This is a genomic window from Nonomuraea sp. MG754425, assembly GCF_021699195.1.
Lineage (GTDB): Bacteria > Actinomycetota > Actinomycetes > Streptosporangiales > Streptosporangiaceae > Nonomuraea.
Genome location: NZ_SSXE01000116.1, coordinates 19,428 through 37,996, shown reverse-complemented (window position 1 = coordinate 37,996; position 18,569 = coordinate 19,428). Strand labels below are relative to the sequence as shown.

The window sequence follows — 18,569 nt, the reverse complement described above, 5'->3', positions numbered from 1 at the left end:
GAACTCGGGCGGGTAGTTCCTCATCACCATCAGGGACATCTCTTCCCCTGGACCTCAAGATCCAGTCTCCAAGGTGTCTACGTTCAAGGGGAAAGACCCCCTTCTCCACGAAGAACGGATCGGCTGACAGCTTGAACGTCTGCGACCGATGCGGCTGCAGGCCAAAAGCCCGCCAGATGCGCGACACCGTCGACTGTGACAGGCCCACCTGCTTGGCCATCGAGCGCGTCGACCAATGCGTGGCGTTGGCCGGCTTAGTCTCCAGGGTGCGCGCGACCAGCTCCGCCACCTGCTCATCACGCACCGTCCGCGGCCGTCCCGGACGCGCCTCGTCGGCCAAACCCGCCAGCCGGTCCGCCAGAAAACGCCGACGCCACTTCGAGACCGTCTCCCGCGAAACACCGATCTCCTCGGCCACCACCTTGGTGGACACCGGCAAGCCGTCCTCGCCGATCGCATCACACGCCAGAATCAACCTGGCCCGCAGAGCCAAGTCCTGGGCACCCTTGCGCCGCCGTACCCACCGCTCAAGCTCGACGCACTCGGCATCGGTTAGATGCAGCGGCTCAACCTTCGGTCCCGGACGTCCCATAGCCAAGAACACTAGAGGAATTAATGACTCAGGACACTAGTACTCCGGTGACACTTCGCGATCTTGAGGGGTCGGTGTCACATGGCGACGGCCACCGCGTGATCATTCGTGGTTTGTGAAGACAACAAAAGACCGTGCGGTGGCCGCGAGCCACAGCGTAGACCCTGACGGCTGGATGGTCATCTTCAACGAGCTGATGATCCGGATCGCCGGCCGGTTCGGCCGCGTCGAACCCCGTCGCGCGGCGAGCGCGTACGTGCGCGGGCTGCTGGCCGACATCGACCGTAAGAACTGCTGGAACCTGGCCGAACACGCCGGGCTGAGCGGCCCACAGGCGTTGCAGCGGTTGCTGCGTACCGCTCGCTGGGACGCCGACGCCATGCGCGATGACGTCCGCGCATCACCCTGGCCATGCTCGCCCTGGCCGTACTGACCGCCATCGCCACCGCCCAGCCACCCAGCGGCCAGCACCACATCCCATTGACGCTGCCTGAGATCCGCCGGTTGCTCGCCGTGCTCGTGCTGACCCGGCACCGCTCCGTCACCGACGTTCTGCGCTGGTCATACTGGCGCCGACGCCACCAGGCCACCGCTCGGCACTGCCACTACCAGCGCAGATCCACACCATGATCGCGAAATGTCACTGGAGTACTAGCTGACGAGTCCGACATCTTCTCCGGCCCGCGATCAAACATGCGGAGGCGGGGGGTATCACTCCAAGTGACGACCTCCGGAGCGTCCTGCTCCCCACGCCAGGCAACGGCGATTGAGGGACGCAGCGCTAGGCGATTTCGGTTGGTTTCCTGGTGAATGCCTGGAGGAAGGTGCGGACTGCGGCGCGCGAGAGGGCCCGCAGTTCGGCGTCGGGGACATGGCAGGTGCCGAGGCGTGCTCGTTTGTCCATCGGGCCGGTCAGCAGGGCGAAGAATTGTTCGGCGGCTAGGAGTGGGTCCGGGGTGTGCAGGCGTCCGGTGACGGTGAGGCGCGCGAATCGATCGGCCAGGGTTTCGGTGATGCGGTCGGCCGCGCGGGTGTGGATGATGTCGAGCAGATCGGGGAACTGGTTGATCTCGGCGGAGAGCAGCCGACGTAGTGCCCAGGATCGATCGTCGCAATAGCACTGGAGCAGACGCAGGCCGACCCCTTCGAGAGTTGCGCGCAGGTCGGTGCCGCGGTCGGCGAGCTGGTCGATCGCGGACAGGTTGTCGGCCAGCGCCTGGTCGGCGGAGGCGGCGATGGCTTCGCGGAGCAGGTTCTCCTTGTCGCCGAAGTGGCTGTACACGGTGGCCTTGGCCACTCCCGCTTCAGCCGCGATCATGTCCACCGCGGCCTGGGCGTATCCCGCTCGGGCGAAAATGGTGAACGCGGCGTTGAGGATCGCCTGCCGTTTGTCGATCCGGCCACGCGCCGCGACGGCTCCACTCATGCCCTCAGTATACGTATTGGTGTGTCAAACCAGACTCATTGGTTCGACTGGACGAGTGGCTCCTATGCTCCAGACCCGATGATCAGGCATGAGCAGAGGGCGTTCAAGATCATGTTGTCACGCAAGACCTGAATACCCTCCTGACACCCTTCCGGGTCTCCCCGGCGGTCCCCTCGTGGGGGTGGCTCTCACCCGGTGACCTCGGCGGCTCCGCGGTCCTCCTCGAGATCGAGGTCGACGCCCCGGACACGGCCGGCGAACGCATAATCGCCCACGGCGCTGAAGTGGTCGTGCCGATCGAGAATCGGCCCTTCGGCAAGCGCTCGGGCCGCGTCCGTGACCCGTTCGGCCACCTGTGGATCATCACAGGCGAGCTTTGCTGAGCGTAGGCCGGGCGCGGGAAGCGGGCACCCCATCGGCCTGGGCCTGTGGCGCGAGGACGGCGAAGACGAGCCGTCCGCCGCAGGGGAGGCTTCCTTCGCCGCCACCCCGGCGGGAGATCAGGGCACTTGACCGGGCTCGTCCACGATGCCGGAGTTCAGTACGGACATCGCCGATTCCCCTTCGCTGTAGATCACCTTCAAGCCGAGGTAGTGGTAATCGGCGGCGTCCAGGATGTAAATTCCGCGACCGGCATCGCCCAGGTCGAGCACCACGCCGATACCGGAGCGTCCGTCGCCGTCCGTGGCGTTCTCCTCGATCGTGACGTTCGGGATCCTGGCCAGCGCCCGGTACATCGCCGCCGCCTTGTCCGGCGGCACCAGCGCGCCGTGGCCCATGTACCAGCCGATGGCCCCCCACGCCTTGACGTCCTGCTCCGTCCCCGCAGGGCAGCGGGGCTCGCAGATCGACAGCGGCGTCAGCTCCCGATCCATGGTGCGGAAGTGCTCGAGCAGGGCGTCAGGGTCAGCAGGCAGCGCCTGGAGCTCCTGCAACGTCTTCCCCGGATGCGTGGGCCCCCTCTCGGCGTCAGTGATCTTCAGCCTGTCGCCCTTGGCCGAGCGAACGGCCATCCTTCGGCCATCGAGCCGGTGCCACATCTCGGACGCGGGCAGATCCTTGCCCAGCATGTGCTGCGACCGCTTCTCGTAGAACCACTGGCTGGGCCGCGGGGCGACCGTCCTGGTCCGCGCGGCCACGAGCGCGGCCTTCTCCAGCACCACCGCCGCCGCGACCGGCTGGTGCGGCACCGCGGTACGGCCCCCAACTGCCGGGGCGTCACTCCTGGCGAGCTGTACCGCCGCCACGCCCACGACGCACGCCGCCGCCAGCGCGAGACCCCACCGGAGCCGGAGCGCGGGCCGGCGACGCTCCACCGGCCCGTGTCCTGCCCGGATCTCCTCCAGACGGCGTTCCACGCTCCGCATGTCGTGCTGCTCCGGCACCTCGTCACGCATCCTCTTCAGCAGATCGAACTCGTTCACTTGCCCGCTCCTTCCAGGTCCAGCCCCGCCAGCGCGCGCCGCAGCGCGGACCGGGCCCGGTTGATCCGTGAGCGCACCGTCCCGACCGGCACCCCCAGCGCCTGCGCCGCCTCCTCGTACGTGAGGTCCGCCCACCACACGAGCAGCAGCGTGTCGCGATGCTTGCGGGACAACCCCGCCAGCGCGCCCGCCAACCGCTGCCGGGCGGAGCCGGCGACCACCCGCTGCTCCACCTTCTCGGTGAACGGCTCCATCACCGAGTCCACCCCGGTGCGACTCAGTGCGCGGTAGAGCGCGACCTCCCGCCGGCGGTGCTGGCCGATGAGGTTGGTGGCGATGCCGTACAGCCAGGACCGCTCGTCCCCTCTGGCCGTGTCGTACGCATCCAGATGCTGGAGGGCCTGGGCAAACGTCTCGGCGACGATGTCGTCGGCCGGCTCCACGCCCAGCCGCCGGATGACGTACCGCTTGAGTTCGGGCCCGTACCGGGTGAACAACGCGGCGAACCGGTCGGGCTCGAGCCGGGATCGCGGGCCGGCGGCGGGTGGCCGGGGCGGCGCGTCCATCCAGCTCTCATGTTGCATCTCTCGCCTCTCGGTGTCACTTCTCTCTGACAGAGGTAATTGGCACGAGCGGGCGCCCCGGTTCCATGTGCACCGTAGGAGGCGGAAATCGGTTCGGCCCCGCCTCCTCTCAGGGGCATCATGGTCGCCATGCCAGAGTTCATCGATCCGACGGCCGCGGTGATGACGTCGTTCGTGACCGCGGTGGCCGAGTTCCGCGCGGACCGGGACTACCCGGTGCCCTGGTTCGTCGAGGATGTCGACCAGCAAGCCCTGGTGGCCCCAGCGGCTTTCGACGCATATGTCGCGCGCGTCCTCGGCGAGCGGAACCCATCAGGGGTAAGGCCGGGATTCGTGCCGATGACCACCCTGTGGTGGGCCGACCACGAGCGCTTCCTGGGCAGGCCGGCTATCCGCCATCACCTCACCCAGGCACAAAGAATTTCACGCGGCCGAAGCCGAGGAACTGGCACAGTTCCGAATCGACAACGAAGCGCTCGTCGGCGCACTGCACCAGGCGCAGCTGGAGAATCGTCGACTTCGTCAGCAACTGGCGGATGGCGCTCCACTGAGCCTATTTCAGCCTCACGCGGCCTGGGCGACGCGATGGTTTTGAGGGACGGCGATGGCCTTGCACAGATGGCTGGCCTTGGACGGGCTGCAGCGTAGCTTTCGGAGGATCTTCTAGCTCTTCAGCTGGGCGTTCGCGCGTTCGCCAGGTCCGCGGAATTTGGCGTGGGCGCGGTTGGCCCGCTTCTGAGATTCAGGAATTCCGGAAGTAAACTGTGGATACCGAGGTCTTTTCGAGCGTTGGCATTGAGGTCTGCGTTGCCCCCGGCGAACCACCACCGGCCCTTCTCATCCGGGGCCCGACCGACCCATCCACGGGGCCGGCGAGCTGACCTGGGCTTTCGCCGTCCACGCCCGCCCCCGTACACCGGAACTGCTCGACAGTGCGCCGCATGGTCGAGGCGTTCGCCGTGAGGCGCTGATCTCCATGCCGGACGTTCCGGCGATCCCGGAGCCGTTACGCGGACGCCACATCGTGCACGTCGGCATCGCCTACGTGGGCGGCGCTCCCGGAACCGGCGAGCGCCTGGTCGCGCCCCTACGGGTCATCGGCACGATCGGCGACACCTTCGGCGAGCCGGCCTGCGCCGAAGCCGGGTCGATCTACAACGACCCCGTCATGCCAGGCGCGTTCGAGGCGGGCACGGCCAAGCTGGGCGAGCCGGACGCCACCATCGTGCGGGCCATCCTCGACCTGGCCGGTGAACTCTAGGTTCGCGGCTGCCATCGCAGGCAGGGCCTCGCCCGGTTCCAGGAGCCGCGATAGAGACGCGACGAGCCGCCGAACCGCCTCGCGATCGAGTTCGTCCTCATGACCGAACGTGAACAAGACCTTCGGCATTGCGTGGCGCTTCACCGGATCCCACTCGTTATGGGCCGGATGCAGGTACCGGACCGCCCCGCACTTGTTCTCCCGCTTCGTTGTCTTCACGTCCACAGCCGCCAGTGAGATCATCGCTCCTCCGCTGGGTGCTCAGCTGCTTGCCTGGATGCTACTGGAAGTGATCGGGTGGGCTCGGCCATTTCGCTCGCGATGAGTGAGGTGGCCCCAATGCCTTCGGACGAGTGTTGCGGAGCTGAGTGCGCTCGTGGCCTGCTGACGGATTGGCTCGGCCGTACTGGATATGCCGGGGACGAGGCGATCACCCAGGGTGGAGTCAGCGACCTGATCGGGCCGCGTCCGCGTTGCGCAGAAGGCGGGCGTTCGACCGTTCGAGGCTTTCGAGCCGCCCAGCGTTCTTGCCGATCAGCTCGCGCTGGATCCGGGTCTCGGCAGCGGCGCGCAAGGCCACGAGGTCCGCCGACCGCTTGCAGCGCACGTCGGCCGTGGCCACGGCCCGTTCCAGCGGTGACGTCGCAGGCGAGCCGAGCTTCCAGCGGGGGTCGGCGATGGCCCGTAGCGGGTCCGGGTAGACGTAGCCCTGCTGCGCCATGCACCGGTTCCACTCGGTGGTCGCCCGCACCACGTCCGGGTCGGCGGCGGCGCTCTCGAAGGCTCTCACGTCAAGCTGGGGGAACCAGCCTTCGCCCAGGTCACCGACCCCGTCACGGAGCCGGGTCTCCGCCTCGGACAAGCAGCCCTTCAGCGCCGTGCGTTCGCGCATGGTGAGGGTGGAGTACCAGGCGTCGTCCTTCGCCTGTGCCCGGACCTGGGCGAGGTCATCCGGTACGTGGTAGCCGTGGCGTCGCGCGGTTGCTTCATCGGCCAGGCCGTACCGGCGGGCGTTCTCGTCGATCTTGACCGCACCGCGTGCCGACGCCGGTCTGGCCGGACGGGTCCACCGCAGACCCCTCCGCTTCATGCACGCGCGCAGCAGCGCATGCTCGCCCGCGGCGATCCGTGCGACGTTGTTGGGAGTGAGCCGGTAGGCGTCGAACGGCAGCACGATTCCGGCCCCGGCAGTCGGGCTCACGGCGGGGGCTTGTGTGCAGCCGGTAGTCGTGATTGCTGCCAACACGGTTACGAAGCGGAGGGTTCTCATCGGCGGGAGCTCAGCAGCTGATGAACTTCAGCGAGCTGGCGCGGTTGTCCCCGATGGCCGTCCCGGACAGATCGCCCTTGCTGATGGGCGAGATGAAGAGGGAGGCCGCCCCGCTGTACCCGACGTTCTGATACAGGTAGAAGCATCGAATCGAGGAGGTGAACTTGACCGAGCTGACCTCATTGTCAATTCCGTCACCACTGTCCTCGTATTTATAGTTCCTCCAGTTGTAGTCGCGGAAATCAGAGATATTTATCGAGAAGTCGATCCAATGGTCGTTGCTGGTGCCGTCCCCGGCGTTGAAGGACTTGTTCTCGTAGAGGCAGACGATGTTGCTGTATTCGCATTTCCCGTCGGGCTGGGCCTGTGCAGGGGCTGCGATGACCAGCAGGGAGGTGGCGGTCACCGCCGCACTCGCCAGTACGCTTCTGATGCGCATCGGTGTCGATCTCCTTTTGCGGTTCTCAGCGGATCGCCAACCAAGAGGCGTGGGGCCGCGCCGAGTGTGACGTGTCCGCGCCCCATGTGACCCAGCTCATAAGTCCTCGAACAGGGAAACGCACGTCGCTGTCCTGTACAGAAGTGAGCCTGTCGGGGCTGCTGACCACATGGATGTCTCGCATGTGCTGCTCGCCGATGACAGGTCCCACGACCAGCACAGCGAACGGCGGGCTCTCGGCGAACATCACCGCGGACGGCTCCCGTTGACGTCGCGGTACTCGATGTTCGGCTCGCACTCGACGAACTCGGCGGCGCTGGACACCAGCACCGGGGCGGAACGGCGGGGACACAGGTGAAGTTGCCGTCGCCCCCGGCCTCGACGATGGTGGTGTGCGGCGGCAGGATGATCTCCACCGGCACGGCTTGCGCGATCTCCGTGCCCGTGTTCGCCACCTCGACCGTGACGGTGTACGGGGCGTTGAGGACGGGAACCCCGCTCAGGGCGTTGACCTTGAGGTCGACGAACCTGCCACCGCCGCCGATCGCCACGTTCATGGTGACGGAGTCGGCTTGGTTGGTCTCGTCTGGTCCTGCAGTTCTTCAAGGGCCGACTGGTCCACCATGCACGCCCTGACCGCTGTGCAGAGGTTCAAGGTGGTCTCGGCCGACCGTAGCGGTGCTCGACGCTTTGGACCACGCCCTCACCTACTGGGGCAAGACCCGCGACTTTATCCCGCTCGCGGCGCCGATGGCCGCCGGCCGGATCTGGGCTTTGCCTCGGCCAACTGGCTGCACGATCCGAGGAACGCAGCATTAGGCTGCGCCGGCAGAGCCTGCTTCCTGGCTTGAGCCCGCCTGGCTGCTCCTGGCTGGGTGTGCTGGTGATGCCGCCCGCCGGCCAGTCCGGGCGGCGCCACGGTGGCGGCTCGGCGAGAGCGCGCAGTGCCTCGCGGACGTTGCGGCCCGCCCGGCCGAGCTCTCGGCGCCGTTCCGATCGCGGGCGACGGCCAGGACAAGCCCTTCTACGGGATTGCGGGAAAGCGTGATGCTGTGCCCGCCGGCGAGCAGGGCGTCGGCCGCCGGATGCTGCGAGAGGTCGGCCCTGTCCAGGAGAAGATGGGCCCCGACCAGGCCGGCCACTGGAGTGCGGTGGCGGCCCAGCCGCACGGGCTCTCCGTACGGGTCAGCGACCTGACGGACAAAGTTCGCCGAGCTTGCGCCGCGCGATCGACACCGGCACGAGGGGCAGGCCGGTCCGTACCCCGCCCACCTTCGACAGCGGTACGAGCCCGGCCCACTCCCAGCGCTCTCGGGTGATCACGACAGTCCTGCCGTTCGCGCCCGCAGTCACGAGCGAGCCCCAACGGGCGCGAGCGTCTTCGATGGAGACGGGGACGGGAACGGGGACACCGAGCAACTCCACGAGACCGTCGTACGACAGCCGTGCTTTGTCGATCATCCAGAATTCGTAAGGCAGCTTACGAACTATGTGCAAGCCGCCTTACAAATATTCGACTTCCTCCGGCTCCGCGGCGATCGGCGGCGAGGAGCACCGGCGTTCCTGGCAGGCCAGGCGATGATCCCTTCGGGGGCGACGGAACAGCCCATAATGCTGCGTTCCTCACAGGGGGTGTAGGTGAACCGTTGGATTGTCATCCACTCTGCCCAAAGGACGGTGAGTCTCGTCTGCCGCGCGTGCGGCTCCGGGTGGGTTACTGCTTCTTCGCGGACCTCGCCGAGCCATGACCGCTCCGGCGTCGTCTTCGCAGCCGTGATGACCTGCTTGGACAGGTCCCCGTCCGAGATGTGAGGCAAGCCCCGTATCCGTGCGTCCTGCCTCATGCGCAGCCCGTCGTTGAACACCGTCCGCGCGCCCCCGAACGCCGTGGCCAGCGCTTGACTCTGACCGGCGGTCGGGCAAAGGCGGAGAAGATCCGCGCCGAAGGAGGCGAGATCCTGAGGCGGTGCTGGAAGTGGCCGCTACTCGTGGGCTGCTGCGCTCGCGCGGGCGGCAGCGGACCGATTCCACCAAGATTCTGGCCGATGTGCGACTGCTCAACCGGATGGAGTTCGTCGGCGAGGTGCTGCGTACGGCGCTGGAGGCGCTGGCCGGGCAGGAGCAGCGGTGGCTGCGCCGGTACGGGGAGCGGATCGACTCCTGGCACGGACAACTGCCCGGCGCCGACCGCGAGGAATGGCTGCGTCAGGTGGGCGCGGACGGCTTCTTCCACCGAGCACCTGCTCGACAGCGGCTACGTCACCGCGGCGGCCCTTGTCGAGGCCGCCGCGGTCCGCGGCGTCGTCCTCGTCGGTCCCGCCCGCCCCATCACCGTGGCCGCGGCTGACGGCCGCTTCACCCACGAGCACTTCCCCATCGACGGCCAGGCGCGCACCGCCCTCTGCCCCGGTGGGGACGGACCCTGACCCTGCGCCACCCCGCCAGCGGGCCGCCCTCCAGCAGCGCCGCCGCGAGCAAGACACCCCCGCCTGGCGGCACCGCTATCGGCCCCGTGCCGGCATCGAGTCCACCGTCCACCAATTCACTTCCCGCACCGGCCTGCGCCGCAGCCGCTACCCACGGCTTACAACGCACTCACCTGGGCCACTGCCTGGCCGCCCCAGCCGTCAACCTGATCCGCATCCATGCCTGGGAACACGGCATTCCACCTGAGCCAACACGAAGAACCTATTTATCCCGGCTACTCCGCAAATGTGTGAGATGAGAGATCCCCAACGGAGTCCTGAAGGCCGGAGCACTGGCTCGCATCTCGGTAGCTGCCGGGGTGGCGGTGGTGAGAGGCCCCAGACCCAAGGTTTGGCCTGGGTGTTGAGATGGGTGGTGGCGGTTCGCGTGGCATGGTCGATGTCGTCGAGGGCCGACGAACTGCTGCCCGGCGATGGCAGGCTCGCTACCAAGCCTCACGGGGCTCGTCTCGGCCAACGAGATGGGCTGATCCCGATCTGGACGCTGTCCGTGTGGTCTGGGATGACGTCGCCGCCGCGCTCGACTGGGCAGGCCCGGCGCCCTGGCTTCACGGCGACCTGCATCCGGCCAAGGCCCTCACCGCGGACGGCACCATCCGCGGCGTGCGCTGCGACCCTGCGCCGCGCACGCGGACGGACAGTACGCCGCGCCCTCGGCGGTATTCCTATCGGAGAAGCCGGCGAGGGCATGGCGGGGCCTCGCTTTCCTGTGCGAACCCCCGCCATGATTGCTTTACCACCAGATGTTGACGAGGTTGTACATGTGATTCACCTCCCCTCGCTGCTGTATCGACCGGCCAGGTACGGGAGCGACGGTGGGCCGAAAACGTGACGCAGCGATCTCTGCTGCAAACAAGTGACATTCCGGCTGGCCGCTACCCGAGCAGGTCCTGGCAACAGTCTTTCTTCATAGGAATTTGGCTGTTCGTCGACCATGCCACCACGACTTCCACGCCGAATGCCAGGCGGGCATGTTCACGAACGAGACACTGGAGAGCAGATGTTACGGAAATGGCATTCTCGATTCGAGCGCCACCCTGAAGCCCGTACATATTGTGTTGGTGAACTCTGTGAAACTCGAATAGCGCCGAAGGACCGTTCAGTCGTCCCAACCTACAGTCATCGGCTGAAGACCTGAACAGCTACACTGCGCAGACGGCTCCAGTGGAACGGATATGAGAGCCGATGATCCAGTAGCCGCTGGTCGTCTTCAGCCGGTTGTTTGTCTGACCCGTGTACGCACTCACGATGCTTCCGGCCGCGAAATGGCCCACGTAGGTCGAGCCGGTGGCCGTGGTCCACCTGGGAGTGGTCTGGCGGACCTCATACTGGCATATGGTCGCCGCTGAGACGTGCGCGTCGGCAGTTGCGACGCTTGCCGACGAGGCGGAAAGGGCAGCCGCGCTCAGCGAAATAAGCATCGTCACCGCGATCGTACCCATGCGAGTTTTCCAGTTCTGCATCTTGCTCCTTACCGTGCGTCTAACAGTTTTCCTTGCGGAAGCGATTACATGTAAGAGCTGAGTGAGCCGTGCGATGTGACGTCGACCGAGAAAGTGTGATCCACCGCACAAGGCTTTCTTCCTTTGCCCTCGGGGAGGGTAGCCACAGTTCCGCCCGAACGGCTTTGCTCACGGAGCGTGAGCAGGCGGCGCCACCTCTGCTGGCATATCCAACGGTGTCGCGAGGCACTCACCTCGTAGCGTCCCGCCGCACCCGTCAACGCGCCTACCGCCACGTGGGTGGACGCGTTTCCCGCGCACAAAGGCCACTCCGGTCAGCGACACCGAGCCACCGCCAGAAAACTGCACTGACTTCTGTTCCCGATTCCGGCGACGCTGTGATTGTGAGCCCAGACGACCAGCAACTTCCTTGCCACAACAAAGATTGAGGACCCGGGCACCAGGCACAGCCTGAGCACGGAACCCGAAGCGGCAAGCTTTCGGAGGAGAGCAAATTCAGAAAACCAGTGACCGCCCTCCCGGACGGTTAGTCCAGTGGGCAGGTCCGAGGGAGTGATTCCGCACGCTCATCCGTTCGGCCGGCCGTTCGTCAGAATCCCGGGTGACAGGATCCCCACCACGTTCGCGATGAGGCCCAGGCCACCCAGTTTCCGGGCGGCAGTCTCAATCACGTCCGCCTCTGTTGCGGCGAGGCCGAGGAGGATTGGCACGTCCTAACCGCCCACGTACGCAAGATGCCTACGCAGAGCGTCCAGCCGGTTCTGCGTGCCAGGCGATCAGGACCGCTCGAGACCTCTGGGCTTCCAGCAGTCGGGCGGTGGCGGTCCTGATGCCCGACGAAACCCCGGTCGCGACCGCGTCGGCTTAGTAAGGGGAAGAGTGCATGGTCATCGCATCGCTCCAGTGCTCGATAGGAGGAGGGGTCAACTGCAGTTGCCCCAGGCGGCGCGGCCGGCTTGACCGGTACGACCGGTTTCAGGAGAGTCGATCCAGACGGTGTAGTTGACGCACTGGTTCTCCGCCGAAGCGCTGACTGCCGCGAAGTGGCCGTAGGACCCGGCATCGGTGTACGACTGGAACCCCTTGTCGCTCCCCACCCGGAGGACGGCCTTGGTCTGGCTGGCAACTCCGTGCGCGCTTCCAGTACGCAGGGCGACGGCGCAGTTCTGGCCGTACTGGGCATTCCATAGCAGGTAGGCCGTCCCCAACCGCTCATAGGGGATGTCGACTCCGTTCACCTCGACCGGGTCGGAGTGCAGAATGGTGTAGTTGCCGTTGGGCCAGCCACAGCCGTCCGCGGAAACGACGGCCGACGCCAGGGTGTGAGCCGAAGCCGGGACCGCTGCCACCCCCAACGCGCTTACCGCGACGAAGAAGGCGACGGCGCTGCGTGTCAGCACACGCTTCATGGATGTCCTTTCGATTGCCGAGCTCCCAGTCGAGCCGGTACGCACCCAAGAGGAGCGCCGGCCTCATAAACGTGACGTACGTTGACGAAATGTGAGCCAGATCATCAAGGCCGTTCCTCGCGTCGCGGAGTGGCCGCCCTCATGTCACATCGATCTTCCCTCACGGGTATCAAGGTGACGAACGGGTTCAAACCCGTACACCACGTCCGTGGACGCTCACGGCGGGCCGCCCATCTCGATCCAGTCCTCATCAAGTCCCCGAAGCCAGGCACGGTGCCGGTACTGGGCGACCAAACATACGCCTTCGACGTCGCCACCGGGCAGGTCAGGAAGCTGACGACCTGCACGTACCGAGGCCGGGCCGGGGACATCTCCCGACCGGGCTTTGAGCCCCGGTTGAGGAGTGAGGGGAGAAGGCCGTGGCCGGGTGCGAGTCCTCCGCGAATCTCGGGCCGCCCCAACCGAGATCGCGCTCCAGGGCCTCCGTCTCCGCTGATGCGATGTCACACTCGGACCATCCGAATCCCTCTCACGAGACGTGACTATTCTTGTTACCGGTGCGACCGGAACCGTGGGTCGCCACCTCGTCGGCCACCTTCTCCGTCAAGGCCAGAAGGTGCGAGCATTGACCCGTAACCCGGCCACCGCCGGCCTTCCTGAAGGCGTCGAAGTGGTCGCGGGCGACCTCACCGACGCGCGTACGCTACGCCCAGCGTTCAACGACGTCACCGCCGCTCATCTCATCAACTTCGGCGGTGACTACCGACCGCTGCGCAACGGACAACAGATCGCGGATCTCCTACGAGAAACCGGAGTCGGCAAGGTGACGTTGCTGAGCGGCTGGCAGGAGGGCAGCCTGGAGCCGGCCGTCAGGGCCAGTACCCTGCAGTGGACCTATCTGAACCCGGTGCAGTTCATGGCCAACTTCCTCAGCGACTGGGGCGAGCCGCTACGCACCACCGGCGTCGTACGCGAGCCGTACGGCGACCGCAAGTCTCCGCCCATCCACGAGTCCGACATCGCCGCCGTGGCCGCGACGGTCCTGACCCAGGACGGCCACACCGGCCAGGCCTACCACCTCACCGGGCCCGAAATCCTCACCCCCCGCGAGATGATTCGCCACCTGACCGAGGTCACCGGCCGCGACCTGCGTTTCGAAGAACTCACCCCCGACCAGACACGACAGCAGTGGAGCACGCGCGCCAAGCGACCGAACCTGTCTCTTTTCCGGGCCTTCACCCAGATTCCTGGAGTCAGCGACACAGACGTCGTGGAGATCTATCTCAAGATGGCCGGCGCGTCACGCGAGTACAGCACCACGCTGACCGACAACGTCGAGAAGATCATCGGCCGCCCGCCGCGCACATTCGCGCAATGGGCGGCAGAGCACGCCCGCCACTTCCAACCCCAGGACGCCGCATGACCGGCCGGGCCTTCCGATTCGGCGTGGCCCTGCGGGCGGCCGCCGATCGCCGCGAGTGGATGGAAAAGTGCCGCAAAGCCGAAGACGTCGGATTCGACACCATCTCCGTCATCGACCACCTCGGGAATCTCGCTCCGTTCCCTGCGATGGTCCTGGCTGCCGAGGCTACCGAGCGGGCACGGATAGGTACCTACGTCCTCAATGCCACCCTCTACGCTCCCGCATTACTGGTCCGCGACATCGCCACCACAGATCTCTTGATCGACGGCCGCCTCGAACTCGGCCTCGCCGCCGGACGGCCATCAGCTTCCCGGGAAAAGCTCCAGGCCCTCGGCATGCCGTACCCGACTCCGGCCGAGCGTGCGACCCTTCTTGAAAATGTGGTGTCCGACCTGAACCGGCTGTTCACCGACCCGGCGGTGAACCCCGCTCCGTCGCGGCGCCGGCCTCCTCTGCTCCTCGCGGGCCGGGCCGGACGAGTCCTGCGGCTGGCAGCCGCACACGCTGACATCGTCGCCTTCAACGGTGGTGCGGACGGTCCGAACGACAGGGTGGGGCTGCCCGTCTTCGCCGGAGTAGAAGCCATAGCCGAACGGGTCGAACTGGTGAAGTCCCTCCTCGGTGACCGGATCACCGAGGTGGAGTTCAACCACGAAGCTCCAGCCGTGATCGTGACCGCCGCACGGCGCGCGGCGCTCGAGCGGCTCCAGCACCTAGCACCGTCACTGAGCATCGCAGAGCGCGGCGAGGTTCCCGGATTCCTGGTCGGCACATCGGAGCAGATCGTCGACAAGCTCATCGAGAACCGTGAGCGGTTCGGATTCACCTACATCACGGTTCTGGAGGGCGGCCTGGACGCCATGGAGCCGGTCATCGAACTACTACGCCAGAGTTGAGGCCGGGCATATGGGCCTGCGAACGGTACGACCGGCAGCACCTGGGCGCAGCTCCGTACCCGTACCCCAGGCAAGAAGATCAGGCGATGAACTCCCCGCTCCGTCCGCTGCCCATCGACGCGGAGCTACTGCGCGAGGGGCCGCGATGGCTCGCGATACGGCCGAGGCTGGCCAGATGCTGGTGGAGGCTCTTGGCATGCAGTTCAGACGCGGTCCGGCCGACTTGGGCCAGATATTGTGGTGCCGCATGGTGGAGCCGGTGCAGCGTCCACCCCTGCCGGTGCGGGTCCTGCTTGGCCGAGCAGTATTGAACAGGTACTCGGCCCGCGGGTAGGACAGCCGCCCGCGCCTGGTGGTCGTGGTCGCCTACGGCGCCACCCGCGGCATCGACGTGCGGACTCTTGAGCGCAACCCCGCCGGGGCCGGGTTCGTGCCCCTGCCCAAGCGGTGGGTGGTGGAGCAGATCTACGGCACGATGTCCTTGCACGGTCGCCTGGTGCGCGACGACGAACAGGATCCGGCCGTGAGCCTGACGAACGTCCTCAGCGTACCCGGTTGCGGACTCTGGAATGAGTCTCGGGCGCTGGACCCGCGACTTATCGCAGGCCAGAGGTCCTGTCACGCACAGGGTCATTTCTAGACGAGATTCGCCTCGTAGGCGGCGATGACCAGATGGACCCTGGTACGGGCGCCGAGTTTCAGCAGCAGGCTGCTGACGTGTGTCTTGACCGTGCTCAGCGAGACGTACAGGGTCCGCGCGATCTCCGCGTTGGCCAGGCCGCGGGCCACCAGGACCAGCACCTCCCGCTCGCGTTCGGTGATGTCCAGGCGACGGGCCGGTGGGTTCACGTAACGCTCGATCAGCCGCCGTGTGGCGCTGGGCCCGAGCAGGGAGTCGCCGGCCGCGACGGCGCGAACGCTCCTGATCAGCTCGGCCGGCGGGGTGTCCTTGAGCAGGAAGCCCGCGGCGCCGGCCTGGAGCGCTCCGTAGACGTACTCGTCCAGGTCGAAGGTGGTCACGATGAGCACGCGGGCCTGCGGATGCCCGGCGCAGATGCGTCGGGTGGCCTCGATGCCGTCCATCTCGGGCATCCGCACGTCCATCAGCACCAGGTCGGGCGGTTCGCCCGCGGCGACGGCCACCGCCTGCGCGCCCGTCGCGGCCTCGCCGGACACCTGGAACCCCGGCACGCTGTCGATCAGCCGGCGGAAGCTCTCCCTGATGAGCGGCTGGTCGTCGGCCACCAGCACCTTGATCACAGCGGCAACCTCGCCCTCACCCGGAACCCGCGCACCGGGCGGACGCCCGCCTCGAACTCGCCGCCGAAGACGCGCACGCGCTCGCGCAGCCCGTTCAGCCCGTGGCCGTAGGGCCGCTCCCGCGCGTTCGCGCCGTCGTCGGTGATCTCCACGACCAGCCTCTCTTCCTGCCGTTCGATCAGCACCGTGGCCCGCTCGGCCCCGGCGTGCCTGAGCACGTTGGTCAGCGCTTCCTGGACGATCCGGTAGACCGTGAGCTCCATCTCCCCCCGGACCTCGCCGTCGAGCCGTAACTCCACCTCCAGGCCCGCCGCCCTGGTGCCGGCCAGCAGATCGTCGAGGTCGTCGAACCCCGGAGCGGGGGCCAGGTCCGCCGGGCCGTCCTCGCGCAGCACGCCGAGCAGGCGCCTGGTCTCGCGCAGTGCCGACCTGCTGGTCTCTTCGATCGAACCCAGCGTGCGGCGCATCTGCGCGGCGTCGCCGACGTGCCGTTCGATGCCGGCCTGCACGGCGATCGTGCTGAGGCTGTGGCCGATGACGTCGTGCAGTTCGCGGGCGATGCGCAGCCGTTCCTTCGCCGCCTCGGCGCGGGCCCGCTCCTCGGCCTGCGCGGCCAGTTGCTCGGTGTAGAGCCTGCGCTGCCGTACGGCGGTGCCGGTGGTCCAGGCCGCCAACACGATCGCCGGCACCAGCCCGAGCTGGTCGAGGAACTGGCCCCGCAGCGGGAACTCCACCACGCCCTGCAGGGTGACCGCCACCGCCGCGACCAGCGCGGGCACCGCCTTGCTCCGGGTGGCCAGCGTGTAGAGCACGAGCGGCAGGCCGAACGGGTCCGCCTGCGGGATGAGGAACTCCCGCATCCCCAGCCCGCCGATCAGCACGACCACGAACACCGCCCGCGGCCACAGGCGCCGGACCGCCAGCGGCAGGCTGGCGGCCAGGGCCACCGTGAAGTCGAGCACGCCGGGCGGCGCGGGGTTACGCGTATGGATGAGCCCGAGGAAGCCGGCGGCCAGCAGCAGGGCCACCACGGTGTCGAGGGACACCCAGGCCCAGCCCGGTAGCCGGCTCAGCAGGGGAAGCCGAGGCTGATCACGCACATCCTCGACCCTAGCCACCGGGTTCGGCCGCGCGTATCGGTCTCAGGACCGATGCGCGGACCGGGCATTGAGGCGAATTCTAATCAACATGATCGAAGTTATCGGCCTGACCAGACGCTTCAGGCGGAGCGTCGCTATCGACGATCTGTCCTTCACCGTTGCTCCTGGCAAGATCACTGGATTTCTCGGGCCGAACGGTGCGGGCAAGACCACGACCATGCGGATCATCCTCGGGCTCGACCGGCCAACCTCCGGACGGGCCACCGTGAACGGCGTGCCGTACCGGACCTTGGACAAGCCCCTCACCCAGGTCGGCGCGTTGCTCGACGCGAGCGCCGTGCAGGGCGGACGTCGTGCCGAGCAGCACTTACAGTGGCTGGCCCGAGCCAACGGGATCTCACAGACGCGTATCGGCTGGCTGCTGGAGCTGGTCGGGCTCAACAAGGCGGGGCGCAAGCGGGTGGGCGGCTTCTCCCTCGGCATGAAGCAGCGGCTGGGACTGGCCGCCGCCCTGCTCGGCGATCCCGAGATACTGCTGCTCGACGAGCCGCTCAACGGGCTCGACCCCGAAGGCATCCGGTGGATGCGCGGGCTGCTGAAGTCGCTGGCAGCCGAAGGGCGGACCGTGCTGGTCTCCAGCCATCTCATGCACGAGATGGCGGTCACCGCCGATCACCTGATCGTCATCGGGCAAGGCCGGCTGCTGGCCGACACGGAGATCACGCAGTTCGTACGGCCCGGGATGTCGCTGGAGGACACGTTCATGAAGGTCATCGAGGGGAGCGCGTCGTGAACGCCGTCGCCGCCGAGTGGATCAAATTACGCACCTTGCGTTCGACCTGGTGGGCCCTGGGGGCTGGCGTGCTGACAGCGCTCGCGCTCACTGCTCTCGGCGCGTCCACCGTGATCTCGCGTTGGGACCTGGGCCAGACGGGCGAGCATGCCTCGATGGGGATCATCGTGGCCGTCTATGTCGGAGTCGTGCTGGCTCAATTACCGCTCGGCATGCTCGGCACCCTGACCATCAGCAGCGAGTACACCTCCGGCATGATCCACACGACCTTCGTCGCCACGCCGTCGCGCACACGGGTGCTGCTCGCCAAGGCGTCCGTGCTGGGTGGGATCGCCATCGCCGTCTCACTGCTCATCGCGATCCCCGGATACCTGTACGGGCAAGCGGTGGCCTCAGGGTTCGACCCCACGCCGCTACCCGCCGCTGCCTGGACGGTGGTTGGCGGCGGAACGCTCATGATCGTGATGACCACACTGCTCGGGCTGGCATTCGGCGCGATCTTCCGCAACGGAGTCGTGGCCATCTCCATGCTCGTGGTGCTGCTGGTGTTGGTTCCCTTCGTCGGGCGGATGTTGCCAGGTGGCGAGGTGGTCAACCGCATCCTGCCGGGTTATCCGGCGCTCCAGCTCATCGAGCAGGTGCCGGACACCATGCCGGACGCGGCCGCCTTCGCCGTCCTGGGCACCTGGGCCGTTGCGCCGCTGCTGATCGCGGTCCTTGCCAACAAGCGGGTGACCTAAGGA

21 protein-coding genes and 3 pseudogenes are annotated in these 18,569 nt (G+C 67.1%); 11 read left to right on the top strand and 13 right to left on the bottom strand.

Features of this window, described 5'->3' with window-relative positions; genetic code table 11:
- Window positions 1-100: 100 nt before the first annotated feature.
- Window positions 101-592: pseudogene (locus tag FAF44_RS33590) on the bottom strand (helix-turn-helix domain-containing protein); the annotation flags it as partial.
- Window positions 593-767: 175 nt separating this feature from the next.
- Between FAF44_RS33590 and FAF44_RS33585 the strand changes: the two are divergent.
- The gene (locus FAF44_RS33585) at window positions 768-1,025 is read left to right on the top strand and encodes a transposase (protein WP_237107349.1); all 258 of its coding nucleotides are present in this window, start codon (window positions 768-770) and stop codon (window positions 1,023-1,025) included.
- Window positions 1,004-1,222, top strand: a complete 219-nt coding sequence (locus FAF44_RS33580) for a hypothetical protein (RefSeq protein WP_237107348.1) — start codon at window positions 1,004-1,006, stop codon at window positions 1,220-1,222. The genes FAF44_RS33585 and FAF44_RS33580 overlap by 22 nt, the downstream gene beginning before the upstream one ends.
- A gap of 151 nt (window positions 1,223-1,373) precedes the next feature.
- On the opposite strand, the gene FAF44_RS33575 is transcribed toward FAF44_RS33580, so the two are convergent.
- Window positions 1,374-2,018, bottom strand: a complete 645-nt coding sequence (locus tag FAF44_RS33575) for a TetR/AcrR family transcriptional regulator (protein WP_237107347.1) — start codon at window positions 2,016-2,018, stop codon at window positions 1,374-1,376.
- A gap of 128 nt (window positions 2,019-2,146) precedes the next feature.
- Between FAF44_RS33575 and FAF44_RS56480 the strand changes: the two genes are divergently transcribed.
- Window positions 2,147-2,401 (top strand): VOC family protein, encoded by a 255-nt coding sequence (locus FAF44_RS56480; RefSeq protein WP_368857781.1) that lies wholly within the window; start codon window positions 2,147-2,149, stop codon window positions 2,399-2,401.
- 117 nt (window positions 2,402-2,518) lie between these two features.
- Here the strand turns inward: FAF44_RS56480 and FAF44_RS33565 are convergent, their stop codons facing one another.
- Entirely contained in the window at window positions 2,519-3,442 is a 924-nt protein-coding gene (locus FAF44_RS33565; RefSeq protein ID WP_237107345.1) for a CU044_5270 family protein, read from the bottom strand.
- Window positions 3,439-4,026 carry an RNA polymerase sigma factor gene (locus FAF44_RS33560; RefSeq protein ID WP_237107344.1) on the bottom strand — a complete coding sequence of 196 codons (588 nt, stop codon included), beginning with the start codon at window positions 4,024-4,026 and terminating at the stop codon, window positions 3,439-3,441. The genes FAF44_RS33565 and FAF44_RS33560 overlap by 4 nt, the downstream gene beginning before the upstream one ends.
- 129 nt (window positions 4,027-4,155) lie before the next feature.
- Here FAF44_RS33560 and FAF44_RS33555 point away from each other — a divergent pair, with 129 nt between their 5' ends.
- Window positions 4,156-4,674 (top strand): hypothetical protein, encoded by a 519-nt coding sequence (locus FAF44_RS33555; protein WP_237107352.1) that lies wholly within the window; start codon window positions 4,156-4,158, stop codon window positions 4,672-4,674.
- On the opposite strand, the pseudogene FAF44_RS33550 reads toward FAF44_RS33555, so the two are convergent.
- Window positions 4,591-4,773 (bottom strand): annotated as a pseudogene (locus FAF44_RS33550) (IS5/IS1182 family transposase); the annotation flags it as partial. The gene FAF44_RS33555 and the pseudogene FAF44_RS33550 sit on opposite strands and share 84 nt — an antisense overlap.
- Window positions 4,774-5,002: 229 nt before the next feature.
- Here FAF44_RS33550 and FAF44_RS33545 point away from each other — a divergent pair.
- Window positions 5,003-5,287 (top strand): hypothetical protein, encoded by a 285-nt coding sequence (locus FAF44_RS33545; RefSeq protein WP_237107343.1) that lies wholly within the window; start codon window positions 5,003-5,005, stop codon window positions 5,285-5,287.
- A gap of 445 nt (window positions 5,288-5,732) precedes the next feature.
- On the opposite strand, the gene FAF44_RS33540 is transcribed toward FAF44_RS33545, so the two are convergent.
- From FAF44_RS33540 to FAF44_RS56025, 4 genes and pseudogenes are all read right to left on the bottom strand, one after another.
- A complete protein-coding gene (locus FAF44_RS33540; protein WP_237107342.1) occupies window positions 5,733-6,488 on the bottom strand; it encodes a hypothetical protein in 756 nt (251 codons plus the stop codon).
- Between the two features lie 79 nt (window positions 6,489-6,567).
- The gene (locus FAF44_RS33535) at window positions 6,568-6,996 is read right to left on the bottom strand and encodes a hypothetical protein (protein WP_237107341.1); all 429 of its coding nucleotides are present in this window, start codon (window positions 6,994-6,996) and stop codon (window positions 6,568-6,570) included.
- A gap of 1,185 nt (window positions 6,997-8,181) precedes the next feature.
- Window positions 8,182-8,457, bottom strand: a complete 276-nt coding sequence (locus FAF44_RS33530; RefSeq protein WP_237107340.1) for a hypothetical protein — start codon at window positions 8,455-8,457, stop codon at window positions 8,182-8,184.
- A 26-nt stretch (window positions 8,458-8,483) separates the two neighbouring features.
- A pseudogene (locus FAF44_RS56025) lies at window positions 8,484-8,912 on the bottom strand (helix-turn-helix domain-containing protein); the annotation flags it as partial.
- Window positions 8,913-8,962: 50 nt separating this feature from the next.
- On the opposite strand from FAF44_RS56025, the gene FAF44_RS33520 reads away from it, so the two are divergent.
- Entirely contained in the window at window positions 8,963-9,343 is a 381-nt protein-coding gene (locus FAF44_RS33520; protein ID WP_237107339.1) for a hypothetical protein, read from the top strand.
- 1,281 nt (window positions 9,344-10,624) lie between these two features.
- Here the strand turns inward: FAF44_RS33520 and FAF44_RS33515 are convergent.
- A complete protein-coding gene (locus tag FAF44_RS33515; protein ID WP_237107338.1) occupies window positions 10,625-10,945 on the bottom strand; it encodes a hypothetical protein in 321 nt (106 codons plus the stop codon).
- A gap of 923 nt (window positions 10,946-11,868) precedes the next feature.
- Window positions 11,869-12,354: a hypothetical protein gene (locus FAF44_RS33510; RefSeq protein ID WP_237107337.1), complete on the bottom strand. Its 486-nt coding sequence runs from the start codon at window positions 12,352-12,354 to the stop codon at window positions 11,869-11,871.
- 538 nt (window positions 12,355-12,892) lie between these two features.
- Between FAF44_RS33510 and FAF44_RS33505 the strand changes: the two genes are divergently transcribed.
- From FAF44_RS33505 to FAF44_RS33495, 3 genes are all read left to right on the top strand, one after another.
- Complete coding sequence (locus tag FAF44_RS33505) at window positions 12,893-13,777, top strand: SDR family oxidoreductase (protein ID WP_237107336.1); 885 nt, start codon at window positions 12,893-12,895, stop codon at window positions 13,775-13,777.
- Window positions 13,774-14,673 (top strand): TIGR03621 family F420-dependent LLM class oxidoreductase, encoded by a 900-nt coding sequence (locus FAF44_RS33500; protein ID WP_237107335.1) that lies wholly within the window; start codon window positions 13,774-13,776, stop codon window positions 14,671-14,673. The genes FAF44_RS33505 and FAF44_RS33500 overlap by 4 nt, the downstream gene beginning before the upstream one ends.
- A 358-nt stretch (window positions 14,674-15,031) precedes the next feature.
- Window positions 15,032-15,313, top strand: coding sequence for a hypothetical protein (locus tag FAF44_RS33495; protein WP_237107334.1), 282 nt, complete (start codon window positions 15,032-15,034; stop codon window positions 15,311-15,313).
- Here the strand turns inward: FAF44_RS33495 and FAF44_RS33490 are convergent.
- On the bottom strand, window positions 15,310-15,933 hold the full coding sequence (locus FAF44_RS33490) for a response regulator transcription factor (protein WP_237107333.1): 624 nt from the start codon (window positions 15,931-15,933) through the stop codon (window positions 15,310-15,312). The genes FAF44_RS33495 and FAF44_RS33490 overlap by 4 nt on opposite strands.
- Entirely contained in the window at window positions 15,930-17,033 is a 1,104-nt protein-coding gene (locus FAF44_RS33485) for a sensor histidine kinase (protein WP_237107332.1), read from the bottom strand. The genes FAF44_RS33490 and FAF44_RS33485 overlap by 4 nt, the downstream gene beginning before the upstream one ends.
- 88 nt (window positions 17,034-17,121) lie before the next feature.
- On the opposite strand from FAF44_RS33485, the gene FAF44_RS33480 reads away from it, so the two are divergent.
- Window positions 17,122-17,826 (top strand): ATP-binding cassette domain-containing protein, encoded by a 705-nt coding sequence (locus FAF44_RS33480; protein WP_308193427.1) that lies wholly within the window; start codon window positions 17,122-17,124, stop codon window positions 17,824-17,826.
- The gene (locus tag FAF44_RS33475; protein ID WP_237107331.1) at window positions 17,823-18,566 is read left to right on the top strand and encodes an ABC transporter permease; all 744 of its coding nucleotides are present in this window, start codon (window positions 17,823-17,825) and stop codon (window positions 18,564-18,566) included. Before FAF44_RS33480 ends, FAF44_RS33475 begins: the two co-directional genes overlap by 4 nt.
- The last annotated feature ends 3 nt before the right edge of the window (window positions 18,567-18,569 follow it).

Coding starts and splice junctions, on each gene's coding strand:
- FAF44_RS33585 (WP_237107349.1), top strand. CDS start 768: ATGGTCATCTTCAACGAGCTGATGATCCGGATCGCCGGCCGGTTCGGC.
- FAF44_RS33580 (WP_237107348.1), top strand. CDS start 1,004: ATGCTCGCCCTGGCCGTACTGACCGCCATCGCCACCGCCCAGCCACCC.
- FAF44_RS33575 (WP_237107347.1), bottom strand. CDS start 2,018: ATGAGTGGAGCCGTCGCGGCGCGTGGCCGGATCGACAAACGGCAGGCG.
- FAF44_RS33560 (WP_237107344.1), bottom strand. CDS start 4,026: ATGCAACATGAGAGCTGGATGGACGCGCCGCCCCGGCCACCCGCCGCC.
- FAF44_RS33555 (WP_237107352.1), top strand. CDS start 4,156: ATGCCAGAGTTCATCGATCCGACGGCCGCGGTGATGACGTCGTTCGTG.
- FAF44_RS33545 (WP_237107343.1), top strand. CDS start 5,003: ATGCCGGACGTTCCGGCGATCCCGGAGCCGTTACGCGGACGCCACATC.
- FAF44_RS33535 (WP_237107341.1), bottom strand. CDS start 6,996: ATGCGCATCAGAAGCGTACTGGCGAGTGCGGCGGTGACCGCCACCTCC.
- FAF44_RS33530 (WP_237107340.1), bottom strand. CDS start 8,457: ATGATCGACAAAGCACGGCTGTCGTACGACGGTCTCGTGGAGTTGCTC.
- FAF44_RS33515 (WP_237107338.1), bottom strand. CDS start 10,945: ATGCAGAACTGGAAAACTCGCATGGGTACGATCGCGGTGACGATGCTT.
- FAF44_RS33510 (WP_237107337.1), bottom strand. CDS start 12,354: ATGAAGCGTGTGCTGACACGCAGCGCCGTCGCCTTCTTCGTCGCGGTA.
- FAF44_RS33500 (WP_237107335.1), top strand. CDS start 13,774: ATGACCGGCCGGGCCTTCCGATTCGGCGTGGCCCTGCGGGCGGCCGCC.
- FAF44_RS33480 (WP_308193427.1), top strand. CDS start 17,122: ATGATCGAAGTTATCGGCCTGACCAGACGCTTCAGGCGGAGCGTCGCT.